Below are 14,163 nucleotides of genomic sequence, written 5' to 3'. Positions count from 1 at the left end.
CCTCACCACGGAACCTAGACTCGCACCATCACCCGGAGCGCGGACCGCGGGTCCCCCGAGCGCGAGGAGTACCGATGCCCTATACCGATTCCGCCGATGTGCGCCTGTACTACGAGGTGTTCGCCGAGGCCGACGCCGCCGCCGACGCCCCCGTGCTCGTGCTCGTCTCGGGCGGCGGCGCCCAGCTGCTCAGCTGGGACGAGGAGTTCATCGGCATCCTCACCGCCGGCGGCCTGCGGGTGGTGCGCTTCGACAACCGCGACACCGGACTCTCGCAGCTCTTCGGCGGGGCCGACGATGTCGACGGCGGCTACGACCTCATCGACCTCGCCGAGGACGTGCTGCGCGTGCTCGACGACCTCGGGGTGGCGCAGGCGCACGTCGCCGGGCACTCGATGGGCGGCATGATGGCGCAGATGCTCGCGATCCACCATCCCGAGCGCATCCTCAGCCTGGGACTGCTGTCGACCATCCCCGGCCAGTCCCGCCGCTGGGTGGCGCACGGCGAACGCCCCGAGCTCGCCGAGACTCCCGTGCGCGTCACCCGCGAGCAGGCGGTCGCATTCACCCGCGCCGCGTTCGACGCCGCTCCGGTCGGACGCTTCGACCACCAGGTCGAGTGGCACGTGCGCGCGACCGGAGAGGCCTACGACCGCGGCTATTACCCGGAGGGGTTCTCCCGGCAGTGGGCGGCGCTCACGCGCGCGCCCGAGCGCCTCGAGGCCCTGCGCGCCGTGACCGCGCCCACGTTCGTCTTCCACGGACGCGACGACGACGTGCTGCACTGGGCATCCGCCGTCGACATCGCCGAGGCCATCCCCGGCGCCGAACTGCAGGTGCACCCCGACATGGGGCATCTCATCCCGCACGAGCTGTGGCCCGAACTGGCCGCCGGGCTCCTGCGCACCGCGGCGCGCGCCGAGGGCCGCGCCGAGGGCCGCGGCTGAACGACCTGATTTGAGGGCGACCGCGCTCATGCTCGACACTGAAGTCACGCGCCTGTCGGCGCCGCCCTCCCCCGAAGGGACGAAGATGCCCGAGCACGACGACGCCATCGCCTCGCTCCTCGATGCGGCCCACGACCCCGAACTCGTCGGCCCCACCGGTGTCAGCGACGCCCTCCGCGCGCTCGGGGCCAGCGAAGCGGATGCCGCACTCCTCGCCGAGCGCGTCGCCCGCATCCAGCGCGAGCTGTCGCGTCTGCGCCGTCGCGAGCACGAGCTGACCGCCCTCTTCTCCAGCGCCCGCGAGCTCGCCGAGCTGCGCGACAGCGACGCCGTGCTCGCCCGGCTCGTGCAGCGCGCGCGCGAGATGATGGGCGTCGATCTCGCCTACCTGTCGGAGTTCGACCCCGACACCTCCGAGCTGCGGGTGCGCGAGACCAGCGGTTCGGTGAGCGCCTCGTTCCAGCAGTTGCGCGTACCCCCGGGTCGGGGCCTCGCGAGCGTCGTGGTCGAGTCGCGCAGCGCGCAGTGGGTCGCCGACTACACCGCCTACACCGAGGACCGCCACGACACCGGCATCGATGACGCCGTCTCGGCCGAGGGCCTGGTGTCGATGCTCGGGGTGCCGATGCTCAGCAGCGACGACGTGCTCGGCGTGCTGTTCGTCGGCAACCGCGAGACCAAGGAGTTCTCCCCCGACGAGGTCGCGCTGCTGTCGGCTCTCGCCGACCACGCCTCGGTCATCCTCCAGACGACGCAGACGCTGCGCGAGCTGCAGGTGTCGGAGGACGCCAGCCGCCGCACCCTCGAGAGCCTCACCGCCCACCTCGTCGAACGCGACCGCGCGAACACCGTGCACCAGGAGCTCGTGCAGGCGGTGCTCGCCGGCGGCGGGTTCGGCCCGGTGGCCGAAACCCTCGCCTCGGCGCTCGGCCGCGCGGTCGCGATCATCGATGCGCAGGAGAACGTGATCGCCGCCGCGGGGCTTCCGCTGGCCCCCGGGATGCTGTCGCTCGACGAGCCCGTGCGCGACGCCCTCGCCGAGAGCCGCCGCAACGGACACTGCGTACCGGTCGCGGGGGCGGGCGTGCGCGCCGTCTCGGCCCTCACCGCCGGCAACCGGCACTTCGGGGCGCTCCTGCTCGGCGACGGCGCCTTCGAACTCGGCGCCGTCGACCTCCGCACCATCGAGCGTGCGGCCCAGGTCGGGGCGCTGCTCGAGCTGCAGCAGGAGGCGGCATCCGGAGCCGACCACCGCGTGCGCAGCGAACTGATCGCCGACCTGCTCGACGACGTGCCCGAGCGGCGCTCCGACGTCGAGCGGCGGGCGCGGCGCCTCGGCGTCGACCTCGCGACCCTCGACTCCCTGCTGCTGCTGGCGGTGCCGGGCGATCAGCAGACCGCTGCGGCGCGCGCCGTCGTGCGCTCGCTCGACGATCGTGCGCTCGTCGGCGAGTACCGCGGATTCGTGGTCGCCGCGCTGTCGGAAGACCGGGGCCCCGTCGATCCCGAGCGGCTGCGGAGGGAGGTCGCCTCCGCGATCCAGGAGGCGGTGACCGTCGTCGTGCCGCCCGCGAAGGGCCCGCTGCCCTCGGCGTTCCTCGCCGCCCGGCGCACCGCGCGCCTGCTCGCCGCGCTCGAACTCACCGACCTCACCGCCCGCGTCGAGGACTTCCTCCCCTACTCCGCCGTGCTCGACACCGACGCGCAGGGGCTGTCGGCGTTCCTGCGCGACACGATCGGGACGGTGCGCCAGTACGACGCCGAGCGCAACGCCGATCTGCTCGGCACGCTGCGCGCGTTCGTTCGCAACAACGCCAGCCCCACCCGCACGGCGCGCGCCCTCAACTTCCACACGAACACGATCCTGCAGCGCCTCGACCGGCTCGACCACGTGCTCGGGGCCGGATGGCGCGACGACGAGCGGATGTTCCGCATCGGCATCGCCGTGCGCCTCGACGAGCTGCGCGAGCGCCTGCGGGGCCCCGCCGCGTAGCGTTGCGCCCCTGTGTGCACCGATCGGTCATGAATGCCGGTTCTGAGGCATGAAAACCGGCGTTCATGACCGATCGGTGCATCCATAGCGCGGATGCCGCGGGGCGGGGCCCTTCGACAAGCTCAGGGACCCAGTGCCTGGCACACCGGGTCACTGGGTCGCTGAGCCCGTCGAAGCGTCCCCCACGCGCGACTCGGGAGGAGAACACAGCCTCCGCAGGAAGCATCCGCCGTTCCGATCCTGCTCAGGCCGCGAACTCCTCCCGAACGGATGCCGCGAGGCGCCCCCACGCGCGACTCCGGCGGAGAACTCCCCATCGGGCGGAAGCATCGGCCCGAGAACTCCGCCCAACGACGAGAACTCCGCCCATCACGGATGCCGTCGAGCGACCCGTCGTCGACCGGTTCCTGAGCGAGCGCAGCGAGACGAAGGGCCCCCGCCCTCACCAACGGAGGAGAACACGGCCTCCGCAGGAAGCATCCGCCGTTCCGATCCTGCCGAACGCGAGAACTCCTCCCGAACGGATGCTCGGGGGGGGGTGGGCCCTTCGACAAGCTCAGGGACCCAGCTCCAGACACTGGGTCGCTGAGCCCACCCCGCTGGGTCGCTGAGCCTGTCGAAGCGTCCCCCACGCACAACTTCGGAGTTCCGGCCGCGACACCCCGGAAACGGATGCTTCGCCCCGGCGTGTCGTCTCGAATCTCCGAAGTCGTGCAGGGAACGGCGACTCAGACGAGCCGGCCGGCAGGGTCGAGGGCCGGAGCCTCGGGGCGCCAGGGACGGTCCCAGATCATGCGGTCGGCCGTCAACTCCTCGCCGCAGGCGCTGCAGATCTGGCCCTGCGTCGTCTCCTCGCCGCAGACCGTGTGGATGAGGGCCATGTGCCCACCGCCGGTCGGGGTAATCGTGTGCCGCTCTCCCCAGATCGCGAGCTGCTGCAGGATCGGCAGCAGTTCGGTTGCAGCATCCGTGGCGGCGTAGCCCTGACGGGCGCGCCCGTCAGCATCGTCCTGCTCGACGCGAGTCAGCAACCCGGCGTCGACCATGTCGCGCAGACGCCGGGCGAGCACCGCCTCCGACACGCCCAGGTTGTCGCGCAGGGTGTCGAAGCGCCGCGGGCCGTGCATCACGTCACGGATGACGAGCATCACCCACGGGTCGCCGACGACGTCGAGCGACCGCCGGATCGGGCAGAGCTCCTCCGACCAGTCAGACCGCAGCGCCATGTGCTCGCCTTCCGACCCCCGCGTGTGGTTTCATGGGTCCAGATTACAACTTCGTTCAAGAAAGTACATCGATGACGACTCCCGAGACGGATGCTTCCGCCCCGCGCCGACGACACCGCATCCACCCGGCGTGGTGGGTTGCCGCCGTCGCTTTCGTGGCGCTGCTGGCCGCGGCCGGGTTCCGCGCCGCACCCGGCGCCCTCATGGTGCCGCTGAACGAGGACTTCGGCTGGTCGACGAGCGTGATGTCGCTCGCGGTGAGCGTGAACCTGCTGCTCTACGGCCTCACCGCCCCGTTCGCCGCCGCCCTCATGGATCGCTTCGGCGTGCGCCAGGTCGTCGCGATCGCGCTGCTGCTCGTGTCGCTCGGCGCCGGCGGCAGCATCCTGATGACCGCCTCCTGGCAGTTGCTGATCTTCTGGGGCCTCCTCATCGGACTCGGCACCGGATCGATGGCGCTCGTCTTCGCCGCCACGATCGCCAATCGGTGGTTCGTGAAGCGCAACGGACTGGTGATGGGCATCCTCACCGCCGGCTCCGCGACCGGCCAGCTGATCTTCCTCCCGCCCGTCGCCGCCCTCGCCGAGAGCAGCGGCTGGCGACCGGCATCCCTCGTCATCGCCGCCGCGGCGCTGCTCGCCGTGCCGATCGTCTGGTTCGTGCTGCGCGACCACCCCGAAGACCGCGGCGTGCTCCCTTACGGCGCCGACCCCGCCACCCACGTGCCCGCGGTGCGCGCGACCGGCGGCGCGGCGAAGCGGGCGATCGAGGGCCTCGTGTTCGCCTCGAAACACCGATCGTTCTGGGCGCTCGCGGCGGCGTTCGCGATCTGCGGCGCGACGACGAACGGGCTCATCGGCATCCACTTCATCCCGTCCGCGCACGACCACGGCATGCCGACGACCACCGCCGCCGGGCTGCTCGCCGTCGTCGGCGTCTTCGACATCGCGGGGACGATCGCCTCGGGTTGGCTCACCGACAAGTTCGATCCGCGCAAACTGCTCGTCGCCTACTATGCCTTCCGCGGCGCGGGACTCGCCCTGCTGCCCTGGTTGCTCTCCGACACAGTGCACCCGAGCATGGTGCTGTTCATCGTGATCTACGGTCTCGACTGGGTCGCGACCGTGCCCCCGACCGCCAAGCTCTGCCGCGAGATCTTCGGCGACCGCGGCACGATCGTCTTCGGATGGGTGTTCGCCTCGCACCAGATCGGCGCGGCGATCGCGGCCCTCTCGGCGGGCCTCATCCGCGACGGCCTCGGCACTTACACCTACGCCTGGTGGGGCGGGGCTGCGCTGTGCGTGATCGCCGCCGTGCTCTCGATCGCGGTGCGGCGACGGCTCGCGCCCGACGCGAAGGTCGCACCCGTCGCACCGCGCGAGCCCGAGGTCGAACCCGCGCCGCCCGGGATGTGAGCACGTGACCCCGGAAGCTTCCACCCCCGCGCCCGCGCACCCGCACGCGCCGGAGGTCGTGGCGTGCGTCGTCGCGCTGATCGGGGTCGTCGACACGTGGCTCGGGCTGTGGCTCGCCCCGGTGTTCTGGGCGGCTCTGATGATCGTCGGGGCGCTCGTGTTGACGGCGCTGCGCGCGCGGGCGTCGCGCGGCGGTTGGTCGACCCATCACGCCGCTCTCGGGCTGCTGCTCGTGGCCGTGCTGCAGATCGCGTCGATCCCGACCGGCGAGGGTCCGCAGCTCGCCGCGACCGGGCACTCCCACGGCGCACCTCTGGCGGCCGGCGGACTCCCGGTGATCGCCTCGATCGCCGCGATCGGATACGCGGTGCTCACCGTCCTCGTGCTACCGCGCGTCTCCGGTTGGCGGGCGCGAGTGCCGGTGGTCGCGATGGCCGCGGTCGTGCTGCTCATGGCCGGGAGCGTCGTCGGCTGACGGCCTCCGCGTGGCGGGACCCTTCGACAGGCTCAGGGACCCAGTTGCAGACACCGGGCCGCTGAGCCAGCACCATCACCGGGTCGCTGAGCCTGTCGAAGCGTCCCTCAGGCGCGACAGCGGCGGAGAACTCCGCGTTGGGCGGAAGAATCCGCGCGAAAACTCCGCCCAACGGCGAGAAGTCCTCCCGAACGGATGCCTCGACGAATCCCGCCCTACCGCTCACCCTCCGCGTCGAACGCCTCGACCCCGGTCTGCGGGAACGGATGCTGGCCGCGAGGCCCGAACACGAGCACGAGCTCGGCGACGGCATCCGACTCGTTGCGCACGCCGTGCCGCATACCCTCGGGCGCGTAGAAGGCGTCACCCACCCGCAGAACCCGGCGATCGGAACCCGCCGTGATCACGACCTCGCCGCGCGTGACGATGTACATCTCGTCGGAGCTGTTCGGCGAGCAGCTCGTGGGGTCGTCGTCGAGGTGATGGTGCTGCCCCTCCTCGGCGCCCGGCTCGAGCCGGTACATCATCACCGAGGTGGGCAGCGACGACGATTGCTGGAAGTACCACTCGATGCCGATCCGGCCCTCGCCGTGGTACAGCTCCCAGTCGTGCTCGTTGTCGCCGCGTCTCTGCACGCGCATGTGCGACCCCTTTCGAAGAGACCCTCAGCTCCGGTACAGCACCGGCATCGATTCGAGGAGCTTCTGGGTGTACGGATGCTGCGGAGTGTTCATGACCTGCTCGCCGGTGCCCTCCTCGACGACCCGCCCCTGGTGCATCACGGCCACCCGGTGGGCGATGTGGTGCACGACGGAGAGGTTGTGGGTGATGAAGAGGTAGGTGACGCCGGTGTCCTTCTGCAGCTGCACGAGCAGGTTGAGCACCTGCGCCTGCACCGACACGTCGAGCGCCGAGGTGGGCTCGTCGAGCACCACGAACTCGGGTTCGGCGGCCATGGCCCGCGCGATCGCGATGCGCTGGCGCTGCCCACCCGAGAACTCGTGCGGGTAGCGTCCGGCGGAATCCATCGGCAGCCCCACGCGGTCGAGCGAGTCGGCGATCCGGCGGCGGCGCTCCTTCGGGCCGATGCCGGCGGCCACGAGCGGCTCGGCGATCGACCGCGCGACCGTGAAGCGCGGGTCGAGGGAGTCGTTGGGGTCCTGGAAGACCATCTGGATACGGCGGCGGTGCGTGCGCAGGGCGCGACCCCGGATGCCGGTGACGTCGGCGCCGTCGAACTCGATCGTGCCGAGCGTGGGCTTGCGCATGAGCAGGATGGCTCGGGCGAGCGTGCTCTTGCCCGACCCGGATTCGCCGACGAGACCGAGCGTCTCGCCGCGGGGCACGCTGAGGCTCACGTCGTCGAGGGCGGTCATGACGTTGTCGCCGTGCCCGAATCGCTGGGTGATGTTCTTCACCTGCAGCACGTCGTCGGGAAGGGCTGCGGGGGTCTGCAGGGCGTCGGTCACGATGCCTCCTCGAGCACGGCGGGAACGCTGTCGAAGTCGTTCACGGCGGGGATGACGGCGAGCGGCGAGCGCACGGGCACCGAGGGCCGCGGGATGCTCTCGAGCAGCGCCCGGGTGTACGGATGCCGCGGGTCGTCGAGCACGCGTCGGGCCGAACCGGTCTCGACCACGCGTCCGCGGTACATCACGGCGACCCGCTCGCAGAGCTGGCCGATGACGCCGAGGTCGTGGCTGATGAACAGCACGCCCATGCCGGTCTCGTCGCGGAGGCTCTTGATGAGGTCGAGGATCTGCGCCTGCACGGTCACGTCGAGCGCGGTGGTGGGTTCGTCGGCGACCAGCAGGTCGGGGCCGGCGGCGACGGCGATCGCGATGACGACGCGCTGACGCTGACCGCCGGAGAGCTGGTGGGGGTAGTAGTTCAGGCGCTTCTCGGCATCCGGCATCTGCACGAGCCGGAGGATCTCGAGGGCACGGGCGCGCGCCTGCTTCTTGTCGGCCTTGCCGTGGATCTGCAGCACCTCGGCGATCTGGGCACCGATGCGCATGCAGGGGTTGAGCGCCGACATCGGCTCCTGGAAGACCATGGATGCCTTCACCCCGCGCACCTGGGCCCAGTCGCGCTCGGTGGCGTCGTTCATGTCGGAGCCGGCGACGTCGATGCTCGCGGCGGTGACGCGGGCCGAATCGGGCAGCAGCCCCATCATGGCGAGCGCGATGCTCGACTTGCCGCTGCCGGACTCGCCGATCACACCGACGATCTCGCCCTTGCGCACGCGCAGCGAGACGCCGGAGACCGACGGCGGGGCGCTGCCGTAGGCGATGCTGAGGTCTTCGACGCGGAGGGCGTCGGTGGCGTCGGTCATGCGCGACTCGCTTCTGTGAGGGAGCTTCTGTGAGAGAAGAGGGGTGCCCCGGCGCCTCCCGGGAGAGAGGCGCCGGGGCGGGGTGTCACTGCGTCAACCAGGCGTGGTCGAGAGCCGAGCGCGCGTAGAACGCGTCGTTCTCGTAGTCGTGCAGCTTGTTGCTGTCCCAGACCTCGAAGTACACCGGCACCGCGGCGGGCACGAACTCGAGCGCCTTGTCGGCCGCCTCGGTCGCGAGTTCCGCCACGAGCTCGTTGTACTCCTCGGGGGTGGCCGCCGACTTCGCCTGCACGAGCAGTTCGCGGGCCTTCTCGGCGTCGGGGTTGCCGTCCCAGTGGTTGTAGTAGCCGCCCTCGAGCAGCACCGGCTCGAGGTAGTACGCCGCCGAGGCGCGCGGGCTGCCCGGGATCGCGACGAGGTCGGTCCAGGACTCGCCGGTGGTGAAGATCGGCGAGATCTCGGCGAGCGGCGTGGCCTTGAGGTTGAGGGTGATCCCCGCCTCGGCCAGCTGCTGCTGCATCATCTCGTAGACCGGGTGGTGCGCCGCCGCGACGTCACCCATGTAGCTGAGGGTGATCTCGGGGTTGGGCTGACCGGCCTCTTCGAGCAGACGCTTGGCCTCATCGACGTCGCGCTCGTGGTACGGGAGCTTCGTGGCATCGGTGGCGCCGGGGTCTCCGGCGGGCGGCACGAACGAGATGCCGGCGTTGCCGAGCATGGCCGTGTCGACGATCGCCTGTCGGTCGAGCGCGAGCGAGAAGGCGCGGCGCACGTCGACGTCGGCCAGCGGACCCGACTCCGGGTTCACGTAGACGGCGAGGTTCTGACGGAACGCGGCCTCACCGAGCGTGAAGCCCGACGATGCGGCCTGCTGCGCGAGGCTGCCGTCGATGAACGACGCCGCCTGCACGCTGCCCTGCTGCACAGCGGCGAGCAGGGTGTTCTCGTCGGGGTACAGCTCGAACACGATCGTGTCGATGTAGGGCTCCTCACCCCAGTAGTTCTCGTTCTTCTCCATCGTCACCGAGACGCCCTGGTTCCACTCGGTCACCTGGTAGGCACCCGTGCCGACGCTCGTGGTCTGACGCTCTTCCTCGGTGGCGTTGCCGTAGGCCTCCTCGCTGACGATGAGGAAGGTCTGCCGCGCGGAGACCGCGTCGAGGAACGTGCCGTCCGGGGCGCTGAAGTGGAACGTCACCTCGTAGTCGCCGGTGGCCTCGACGCTGTCCATCAGGCTGAGGTAGGTGGCGTTCGTGCCGCCGTCCTTGCGGGTCTCGAACGAGTAGACGACGTCACCCGCGTCGAACGGGGTGCCGTCGGCGAACGTGACGTCGTCGCGCAGCTGGAACACCCACGTCGTCTCGTCGGTCTGCTCCCACTCGGTGGCGAGGGCCGGCTCGATGGTGCCGTCGTCGTCTCGGGTGAGGAGGGTGTCGTAGGCCATCGAGTAGATGACCTCGGCGGCGATGGCCGAGGCCACCATCGGGTCGATGCCGCCAGCCGAGGGCTCGGCGGGCACGCCCCACGTGAGGGTTCCGCCGGCGACGGGGTCACCGGCATCCTGCTCGCCGGTTCCGGTACCGCCGCCGGACGTGCATCCGGCGATCGCCAGGGTCGCGACGGCGAGTGCCGCCACCCCTGCCCAGTGTCGTCTGTTCATACCTCTACTCCGTTCGGGTGTGCTGCGTGGATGTGGTGGTGCGGTCGGGATGCGCGGGGCCGCGGCGTTTCGTGCGCTTGCCCAGCGAGAAGGCGGGCTCGCGCCGAGGAGCGAGGTAGTCCTGCATGCCGTCGGCGAGCAGGTTCCAGGCGGCGGACAGGAGGATGATCACCAGCGAGGGCAGGATGATCAGCAGCGGCTGCAGCTGCATGAAGCGGGTGAACTCGCTGATCATGCGGCCGGCCGAGGGCTCGGGCGCCTGCACGCCCTGGCCGAGGTAACTCAGCGCCGCCTCGATCAGCACGACCTGCGAGGCGACGGAGGCGAACTGCACGAACAGCGGGGTGAGCACGTTGGGCAGCAGGTGCTCGACGATCACGCGCGCCGGGCGCACTCCGCTGAGGGTCGCCGCGAGAACGAAGTCCCGCTCGCGGAGGGCGATCACCGGAGCCCGCATCACCCGGGCGAAACCGGGGGCGAACACGAGTCCGAGGGCGAGGATGAGCGGCCAGGGCCCGTTGCCGATGACGACGCCGACGACGAGGGCGACGAGGATCGCCGGGAGGGCGAGCACCGCGTCGACGACGCGCATGATCACGGCATCCACCCATCCGCCGACGTACCCGGCCACCAGTCCGAAGAAGGTGCCGATGACCGCGCCCAACAGTGCGGCCGCGCCGGAGATGATGAGGCTGGTGCGGGCGGCGAGCGCCAGGCGGGTGAACGTGTCGCGGCCGAGGTTGTCGGTACCGAGGATGTGATCGAGGCTCGGCGGTGCGAGCGCCGGGCCCGAGGCGACGAACGGGTCGTACAGCGGCGCGACGGTCATCCAACCGGCAAGGATCAGGATGACGCCCAGGATGCCGGCGCCGCTCCAGAACGCGGGGCCGAACTTCCGGCGGGCCGGACGCTTGCCGGCGACCTTCGCGAGGGCGAGTTCTCTTGTGACGGTCATCGCGTGTGCACCCTCACTCGGGGATCGATCAGCGGATAGAGCAGGTCGACCACGAAGTTGATCACGACGTAGACGACACCGATCAGCAGCACCGTGGCCTGGATGATCGGATAGTCGGACGAGCGGATGCCGGTCAGCAGCAGCGACCCCATACCCGGCAGTGAGAACACCGCCTCGATGACGACGGTGCCGCCGACGAGTGCCGCGAGCTCGATGCCGATGACGGTCGTCACGGGGATGAGCGCGTTGCGCAACGCGTGCCGGCCGACCAGGCGTCCGGGCGCGGCGCCCTTGGCCCGGGCGGTGCGCACGAAGTCCTGACCGAGCGTGTCGAGCAGGGTGCCGCGCGTGTACCGGGCGACGATCGCCGCGAGCACGATGCCGATAAGCAGGGCCGGCAGGATCAGCACCCCGATCGCCCGCAGCGGATCGTTCGCCGCCCCCGCGTAGCCCACGAGCGGGAGGCGGAGGGTGAGCGAGTTCACCAGGATGAGCACCGTGCCGAGCACGAACGGCGGGGTAGCCAGCAGCACGAACGACAGACCGCGCACGACGTGGTCGGGCAGGCGGCGCCAGCGGGTCGCGGCCAGCACACCGGCCGGGATGCCGAGCACCGTGCCGAACACGGTCGCCATCACCGCGAGGGTGAGGCTGAGCGGCAGGCGCGTCGCGATGAGGGTCGACACCTCGCCCGGGACGGTGATCGCGCGGCCGAAGTCGCCCTGCACGACGCCCAGTAGCCAGGAGAAGTACTGCGTGATCCACGGCTGGTCGAGACCGAGTTCGGCGCGCAGGGCCTCGAGCTTCGCCGGGTCGGGGTTGGCCGGGTCGACGAACGCGGCGAGCGGGTCGCCCGGGATGATCCTCACCATCGAGAACACGATGATCGAGAGGATGAAGAGCACGAACAGCGACGAGAGGATGCGCTGGATGATGTAGCGGGTCACCGTCGTGTCACTCCCCCGTGCTCGTCGCGCGGTGGCGTGCGCCCGCTGTCGCGTGCGTGCGGGGTCCGAGAACGGAGGGTGTCGTCGATGACATGGCGGTCACGCTACTCAGCGCACGGCGGCTACTGTACGGTGCGGCAGCCCAGGGGAACGGTCGCATGATGGGCGAAACCTCCATAGCAGGGACGGGAGAGGGGCGCGGCGGTCGGGATGCCGCCGGGACGCGGGTCAGACGACCATCGAGTCCGCCGCGGCGAACTCGCTCAGGTCGTCGGTCGACTCGCCGTCCAGGGCGAGCTCGGCGAGCACGCGACCGAGGGCCGGGGTGAACTTGAACCCGTGCCCGGCGGCGAGTCCGACGATGATGTCGGGGTGCTGCGGGAGGGCGCTGAGCACGAACCGGCGGTCCTTGGTGAGCGCGTACTGGCAGGTGACCGTCCGCAGCTCGGGGCCCGATCCGGGGATCACGTCGTGCATGAATCCGGTGAGCTGTTCGATGAGCTCGGGCGACGGGACGAACGACCGGTTCTCGGGCGTCATCCGGTTCTCCGACACGTCGCGGGCGGCCTTGATGGTCGGTTCGCCGTAGGTCGGGAACCCGTAGTAGCACTCGTCGTCCTCCCAGATCCACACGGGGAAGACCGAGCGGTCGTAGTTCTCGGGTTCGGCGGGACGGAAGTAGCTGACCTGCTCTTGCATGATGTCGAGCGGGATCGTCGCGCCGAGCGGGTCGAGGAGCGTGTTCGTCCAGGCATCCGTCGCGAGGATCACCTTGCCGGCGCGGATGTCGCCGTTCGACGTGTGCACGATCACGCCGTCGCCGTCGGGCGTGAGGCTCTCGACGGCGGTGCGGTCGCGGATGTCGGCGCCGTGCACGCGGGCGCGCATCTGGAGCGTCGCGACCGTGCGGGCAGCGTGGGCGATGCCGGTGTCGGCCGTGTAGACCGTCTCGACGTTCTCGGGCACGCGGAACTGCGGCCAGCGGGCCTGCACCTCGGCGGGCGAGAGCAGCTCGTGGGCGACGTCGCACTCGGTGAGCGCGGCGGTGAAGTCGGATGCCGAGTAGGGGCCGTCGGAGGGGATGAGGATCACGCCGCCGGTGATGGTGAGCAGGCGCTCGCCCGACTCGGCTTCGAGGTCTGCCCAGTCGCGGTACGCGGACTGCGCGAGGCGCACGTAGGCGCTGGATCCGTAGGAGGTCCGCACGATGCGCGAGGTGTCGTGCGAGGCTCCCCGCACGTGACCGAGCTCGTACTGCTCGAGCGCGACCACCTTCGCTCCACGACGGGCCAGGTGGTAGGTGGCGGCGCTGCCGAGCGCTCCCATCCCGACGACTGCGACCTCGAACGACTCCATGATGCTCCGTCTCTTGTGCGCCCGGGCACTCCACTCGGGCTGTTGTCGTTCAGTGTGGATGCCGCCGCGGGGCCGCTGCTATGGGGCGATGTCCCATGTTGTGCGCACAGGAATGTGCGTTCGATACGCGTCGGACCCCGCATATGACAGTCGTCGGCAGAAGGTGTTTCCGGCGCGTTTCGGCGGCCCTTCCGCGGGCGACTGGGTCGCTGTGGACCCCCGCGCTCACTGGGTCGCTGAGCCTGTCGAAGCGCCCCACCCCGACTACTGGGTCGCTGAGCCTGTCGAAGCGTCCCACCCCGACTACTGGGTCGCTGAGCCTGTCGAAGCGCCCCACCCCGACGAACGCGAGAGCCCCGGCAGGTCCTCCCCCCGCTCTTCGATGAGCGCGATTTTCTTCGCCCGACTCCAGCCCTGGATCTGCTTCTCCCGGAAGAAGGCGGCGTCCACGGTGTCGAACTTCTCCGCGTAGACGACGATCACGGGTCGTCGGACACGAGTGAAGTGCGCCGCGAACTCGTCATCGTGGTTGTGCTGCCACACGCGTGCGTCGAGATCGCCGTTCGTGCTTCCGGTGTAGAAGCATCCGTCGTTGCAGCGGAGGATGTACGTCCAGGCCATGGGCCATTGTCGGATGCTTCGGCACCGCGTTTTCACGCCTGGGGATAAGTCGCGCAGTGAGGAACCCTTCGACAAGCTCAGGAACCCAGCCCTGACACCCCGCGTCGCCGAGCCCTCCCTCCTCGGGGCGGAACCCTTCGACAGGCTCAGGGACCCAGCCCCGACACCCCGCGTCGCCGAGCCACCCCACTGGGTCGCTGAGCCTGTCGAAGCGTCTCCCACCCCCCCCCCCC

Annotated in this window: 13 protein-coding genes; 4 read left to right on the top strand and 9 right to left on the bottom strand. The window is 70.5% G+C overall.

Annotated elements, in window-relative coordinates; translation table 11 throughout:
* The first annotated feature begins 74 nt into the window (after positions 1-74).
* Both ACIQTT_RS11970 and ACIQTT_RS11965 read left to right on the top strand, forming a co-directional pair.
* Positions 75-947, top strand: a complete 873-nt coding sequence (locus tag ACIQTT_RS11970; protein ID WP_402790034.1) for an alpha/beta fold hydrolase — start codon at positions 75-77, stop codon at positions 945-947.
* Between the two features lie 28 nt (positions 948-975).
* A complete protein-coding gene (locus ACIQTT_RS11965; protein WP_402790032.1) occupies positions 976-2,940 on the top strand; it encodes a helix-turn-helix domain-containing protein in 1,965 nt (654 codons plus the stop codon).
* Positions 2,941-3,668: 728 nt separating this feature from the next.
* Here the strand turns inward: ACIQTT_RS11965 and ACIQTT_RS11960 are convergent.
* The gene (locus ACIQTT_RS11960; RefSeq protein ID WP_402790029.1) at positions 3,669-4,166 is read right to left on the bottom strand and encodes a winged helix-turn-helix transcriptional regulator; all 498 of its coding nucleotides are present in this window, start codon (positions 4,164-4,166) and stop codon (positions 3,669-3,671) included.
* 71 nt (positions 4,167-4,237) lie between these two features.
* Between ACIQTT_RS11960 and ACIQTT_RS11955 the strand changes: the two genes are divergently transcribed.
* Complete coding sequence (locus ACIQTT_RS11955) at positions 4,238-5,581, top strand: MFS transporter (protein ID WP_402790026.1); 1,344 nt, start codon at positions 4,238-4,240, stop codon at positions 5,579-5,581.
* Between the two features lie 4 nt (positions 5,582-5,585).
* Positions 5,586-6,056 (top strand): hypothetical protein, encoded by a 471-nt coding sequence (locus ACIQTT_RS11950; RefSeq protein ID WP_402790023.1) that lies wholly within the window; start codon positions 5,586-5,588, stop codon positions 6,054-6,056.
* Positions 6,057-6,271: 215 nt separating this feature from the next.
* On the opposite strand, the gene ACIQTT_RS11945 is transcribed toward ACIQTT_RS11950, so the two are convergent.
* The 8 genes from ACIQTT_RS11945 to ACIQTT_RS11910 form a co-directional block, all read right to left on the bottom strand.
* On the bottom strand, positions 6,272-6,697 hold the full coding sequence (locus ACIQTT_RS11945) for a cupin domain-containing protein (RefSeq protein ID WP_402790020.1): 426 nt from the start codon (positions 6,695-6,697) through the stop codon (positions 6,272-6,274).
* A gap of 24 nt (positions 6,698-6,721) precedes the next feature.
* Positions 6,722-7,525, bottom strand: a complete 804-nt coding sequence (locus tag ACIQTT_RS11940) for an ATP-binding cassette domain-containing protein (protein ID WP_402790017.1) — start codon at positions 7,523-7,525, stop codon at positions 6,722-6,724.
* Complete coding sequence (locus ACIQTT_RS11935; protein ID WP_402790014.1) at positions 7,522-8,391, bottom strand: ABC transporter ATP-binding protein; 870 nt, start codon at positions 8,389-8,391, stop codon at positions 7,522-7,524. The genes ACIQTT_RS11940 and ACIQTT_RS11935 overlap by 4 nt, the downstream gene beginning before the upstream one ends.
* A gap of 85 nt (positions 8,392-8,476) precedes the next feature.
* On the bottom strand, positions 8,477-10,051 hold the full coding sequence (locus ACIQTT_RS11930) for an ABC transporter substrate-binding protein (protein ID WP_402790011.1): 1,575 nt from the start codon (positions 10,049-10,051) through the stop codon (positions 8,477-8,479).
* A gap of 4 nt (positions 10,052-10,055) precedes the next feature.
* Complete coding sequence (locus ACIQTT_RS11925; protein WP_402790008.1) at positions 10,056-11,006, bottom strand: ABC transporter permease; 951 nt, start codon at positions 11,004-11,006, stop codon at positions 10,056-10,058.
* Positions 11,003-11,953 carry an ABC transporter permease gene (locus ACIQTT_RS11920; RefSeq protein WP_402790006.1) on the bottom strand — a complete coding sequence of 317 codons (951 nt, stop codon included), beginning with the start codon at positions 11,951-11,953 and terminating at the stop codon, positions 11,003-11,005. The genes ACIQTT_RS11925 and ACIQTT_RS11920 overlap by 4 nt, the downstream gene beginning before the upstream one ends.
* 228 nt (positions 11,954-12,181) lie before the next feature.
* On the bottom strand, positions 12,182-13,309 hold the full coding sequence (gene solA, locus ACIQTT_RS11915; RefSeq protein WP_402790004.1) for an N-methyl-L-tryptophan oxidase: 1,128 nt from the start codon (positions 13,307-13,309) through the stop codon (positions 12,182-12,184).
* 303 nt (positions 13,310-13,612) lie between these two features.
* Positions 13,613-13,930 carry a GIY-YIG nuclease family protein gene (locus ACIQTT_RS11910; RefSeq protein ID WP_402790001.1) on the bottom strand — a complete coding sequence of 106 codons (318 nt, stop codon included), beginning with the start codon at positions 13,928-13,930 and terminating at the stop codon, positions 13,613-13,615.
* Between the last annotated feature and the right edge of the window lie 233 nt (positions 13,931-14,163).

Source organism: Microbacterium sp. NPDC090225 (assembly GCF_044772365.1).
In the GTDB taxonomy this organism is placed as follows: domain Bacteria; phylum Actinomycetota; class Actinomycetes; order Actinomycetales; family Microbacteriaceae; genus Microbacterium.
The sequence above is the reverse complement of the archived record's forward strand: the minus strand, read 5'-3'. Positions and strand labels throughout refer to the sequence as shown.

What these genes read in the sequence shown, in the direction of transcription:
- ACIQTT_RS11970 (WP_402790034.1), top strand. Translation starts at nt 75, where the DNA reads ATGCCCTATACCGATTCCGCCGATGTGCGCCTGTACTACGAGGTGTTC.
- ACIQTT_RS11965 (WP_402790032.1), top strand. Translation starts at nt 976, where the DNA reads ATGCTCGACACTGAAGTCACGCGCCTGTCGGCGCCGCCCTCCCCCGAA.
- ACIQTT_RS11960 (WP_402790029.1), bottom strand. Translation starts at nt 4,166, where the DNA reads ATGGCGCTGCGGTCTGACTGGTCGGAGGAGCTCTGCCCGATCCGGCGG.
- ACIQTT_RS11955 (WP_402790026.1), top strand. Translation starts at nt 4,238, where the DNA reads ATGACGACTCCCGAGACGGATGCTTCCGCCCCGCGCCGACGACACCGC.
- ACIQTT_RS11945 (WP_402790020.1), bottom strand. Translation starts at nt 6,697, where the DNA reads ATGCGCGTGCAGAGACGCGGCGACAACGAGCACGACTGGGAGCTGTAC.
- ACIQTT_RS11935 (WP_402790014.1), bottom strand. Translation starts at nt 8,391, where the DNA reads ATGACCGACGCCACCGACGCCCTCCGCGTCGAAGACCTCAGCATCGCC.
- ACIQTT_RS11930 (WP_402790011.1), bottom strand. Translation starts at nt 10,051, where the DNA reads ATGAACAGACGACACTGGGCAGGGGTGGCGGCACTCGCCGTCGCGACC.
- ACIQTT_RS11925 (WP_402790008.1), bottom strand. Translation starts at nt 11,006, where the DNA reads ATGACCGTCACAAGAGAACTCGCCCTCGCGAAGGTCGCCGGCAAGCGT.
- solA (WP_402790004.1), bottom strand. Translation starts at nt 13,309, where the DNA reads ATGGAGTCGTTCGAGGTCGCAGTCGTCGGGATGGGAGCGCTCGGCAGC.
- ACIQTT_RS11910 (WP_402790001.1), bottom strand. Translation starts at nt 13,930, where the DNA reads ATGGCCTGGACGTACATCCTCCGCTGCAACGACGGATGCTTCTACACC.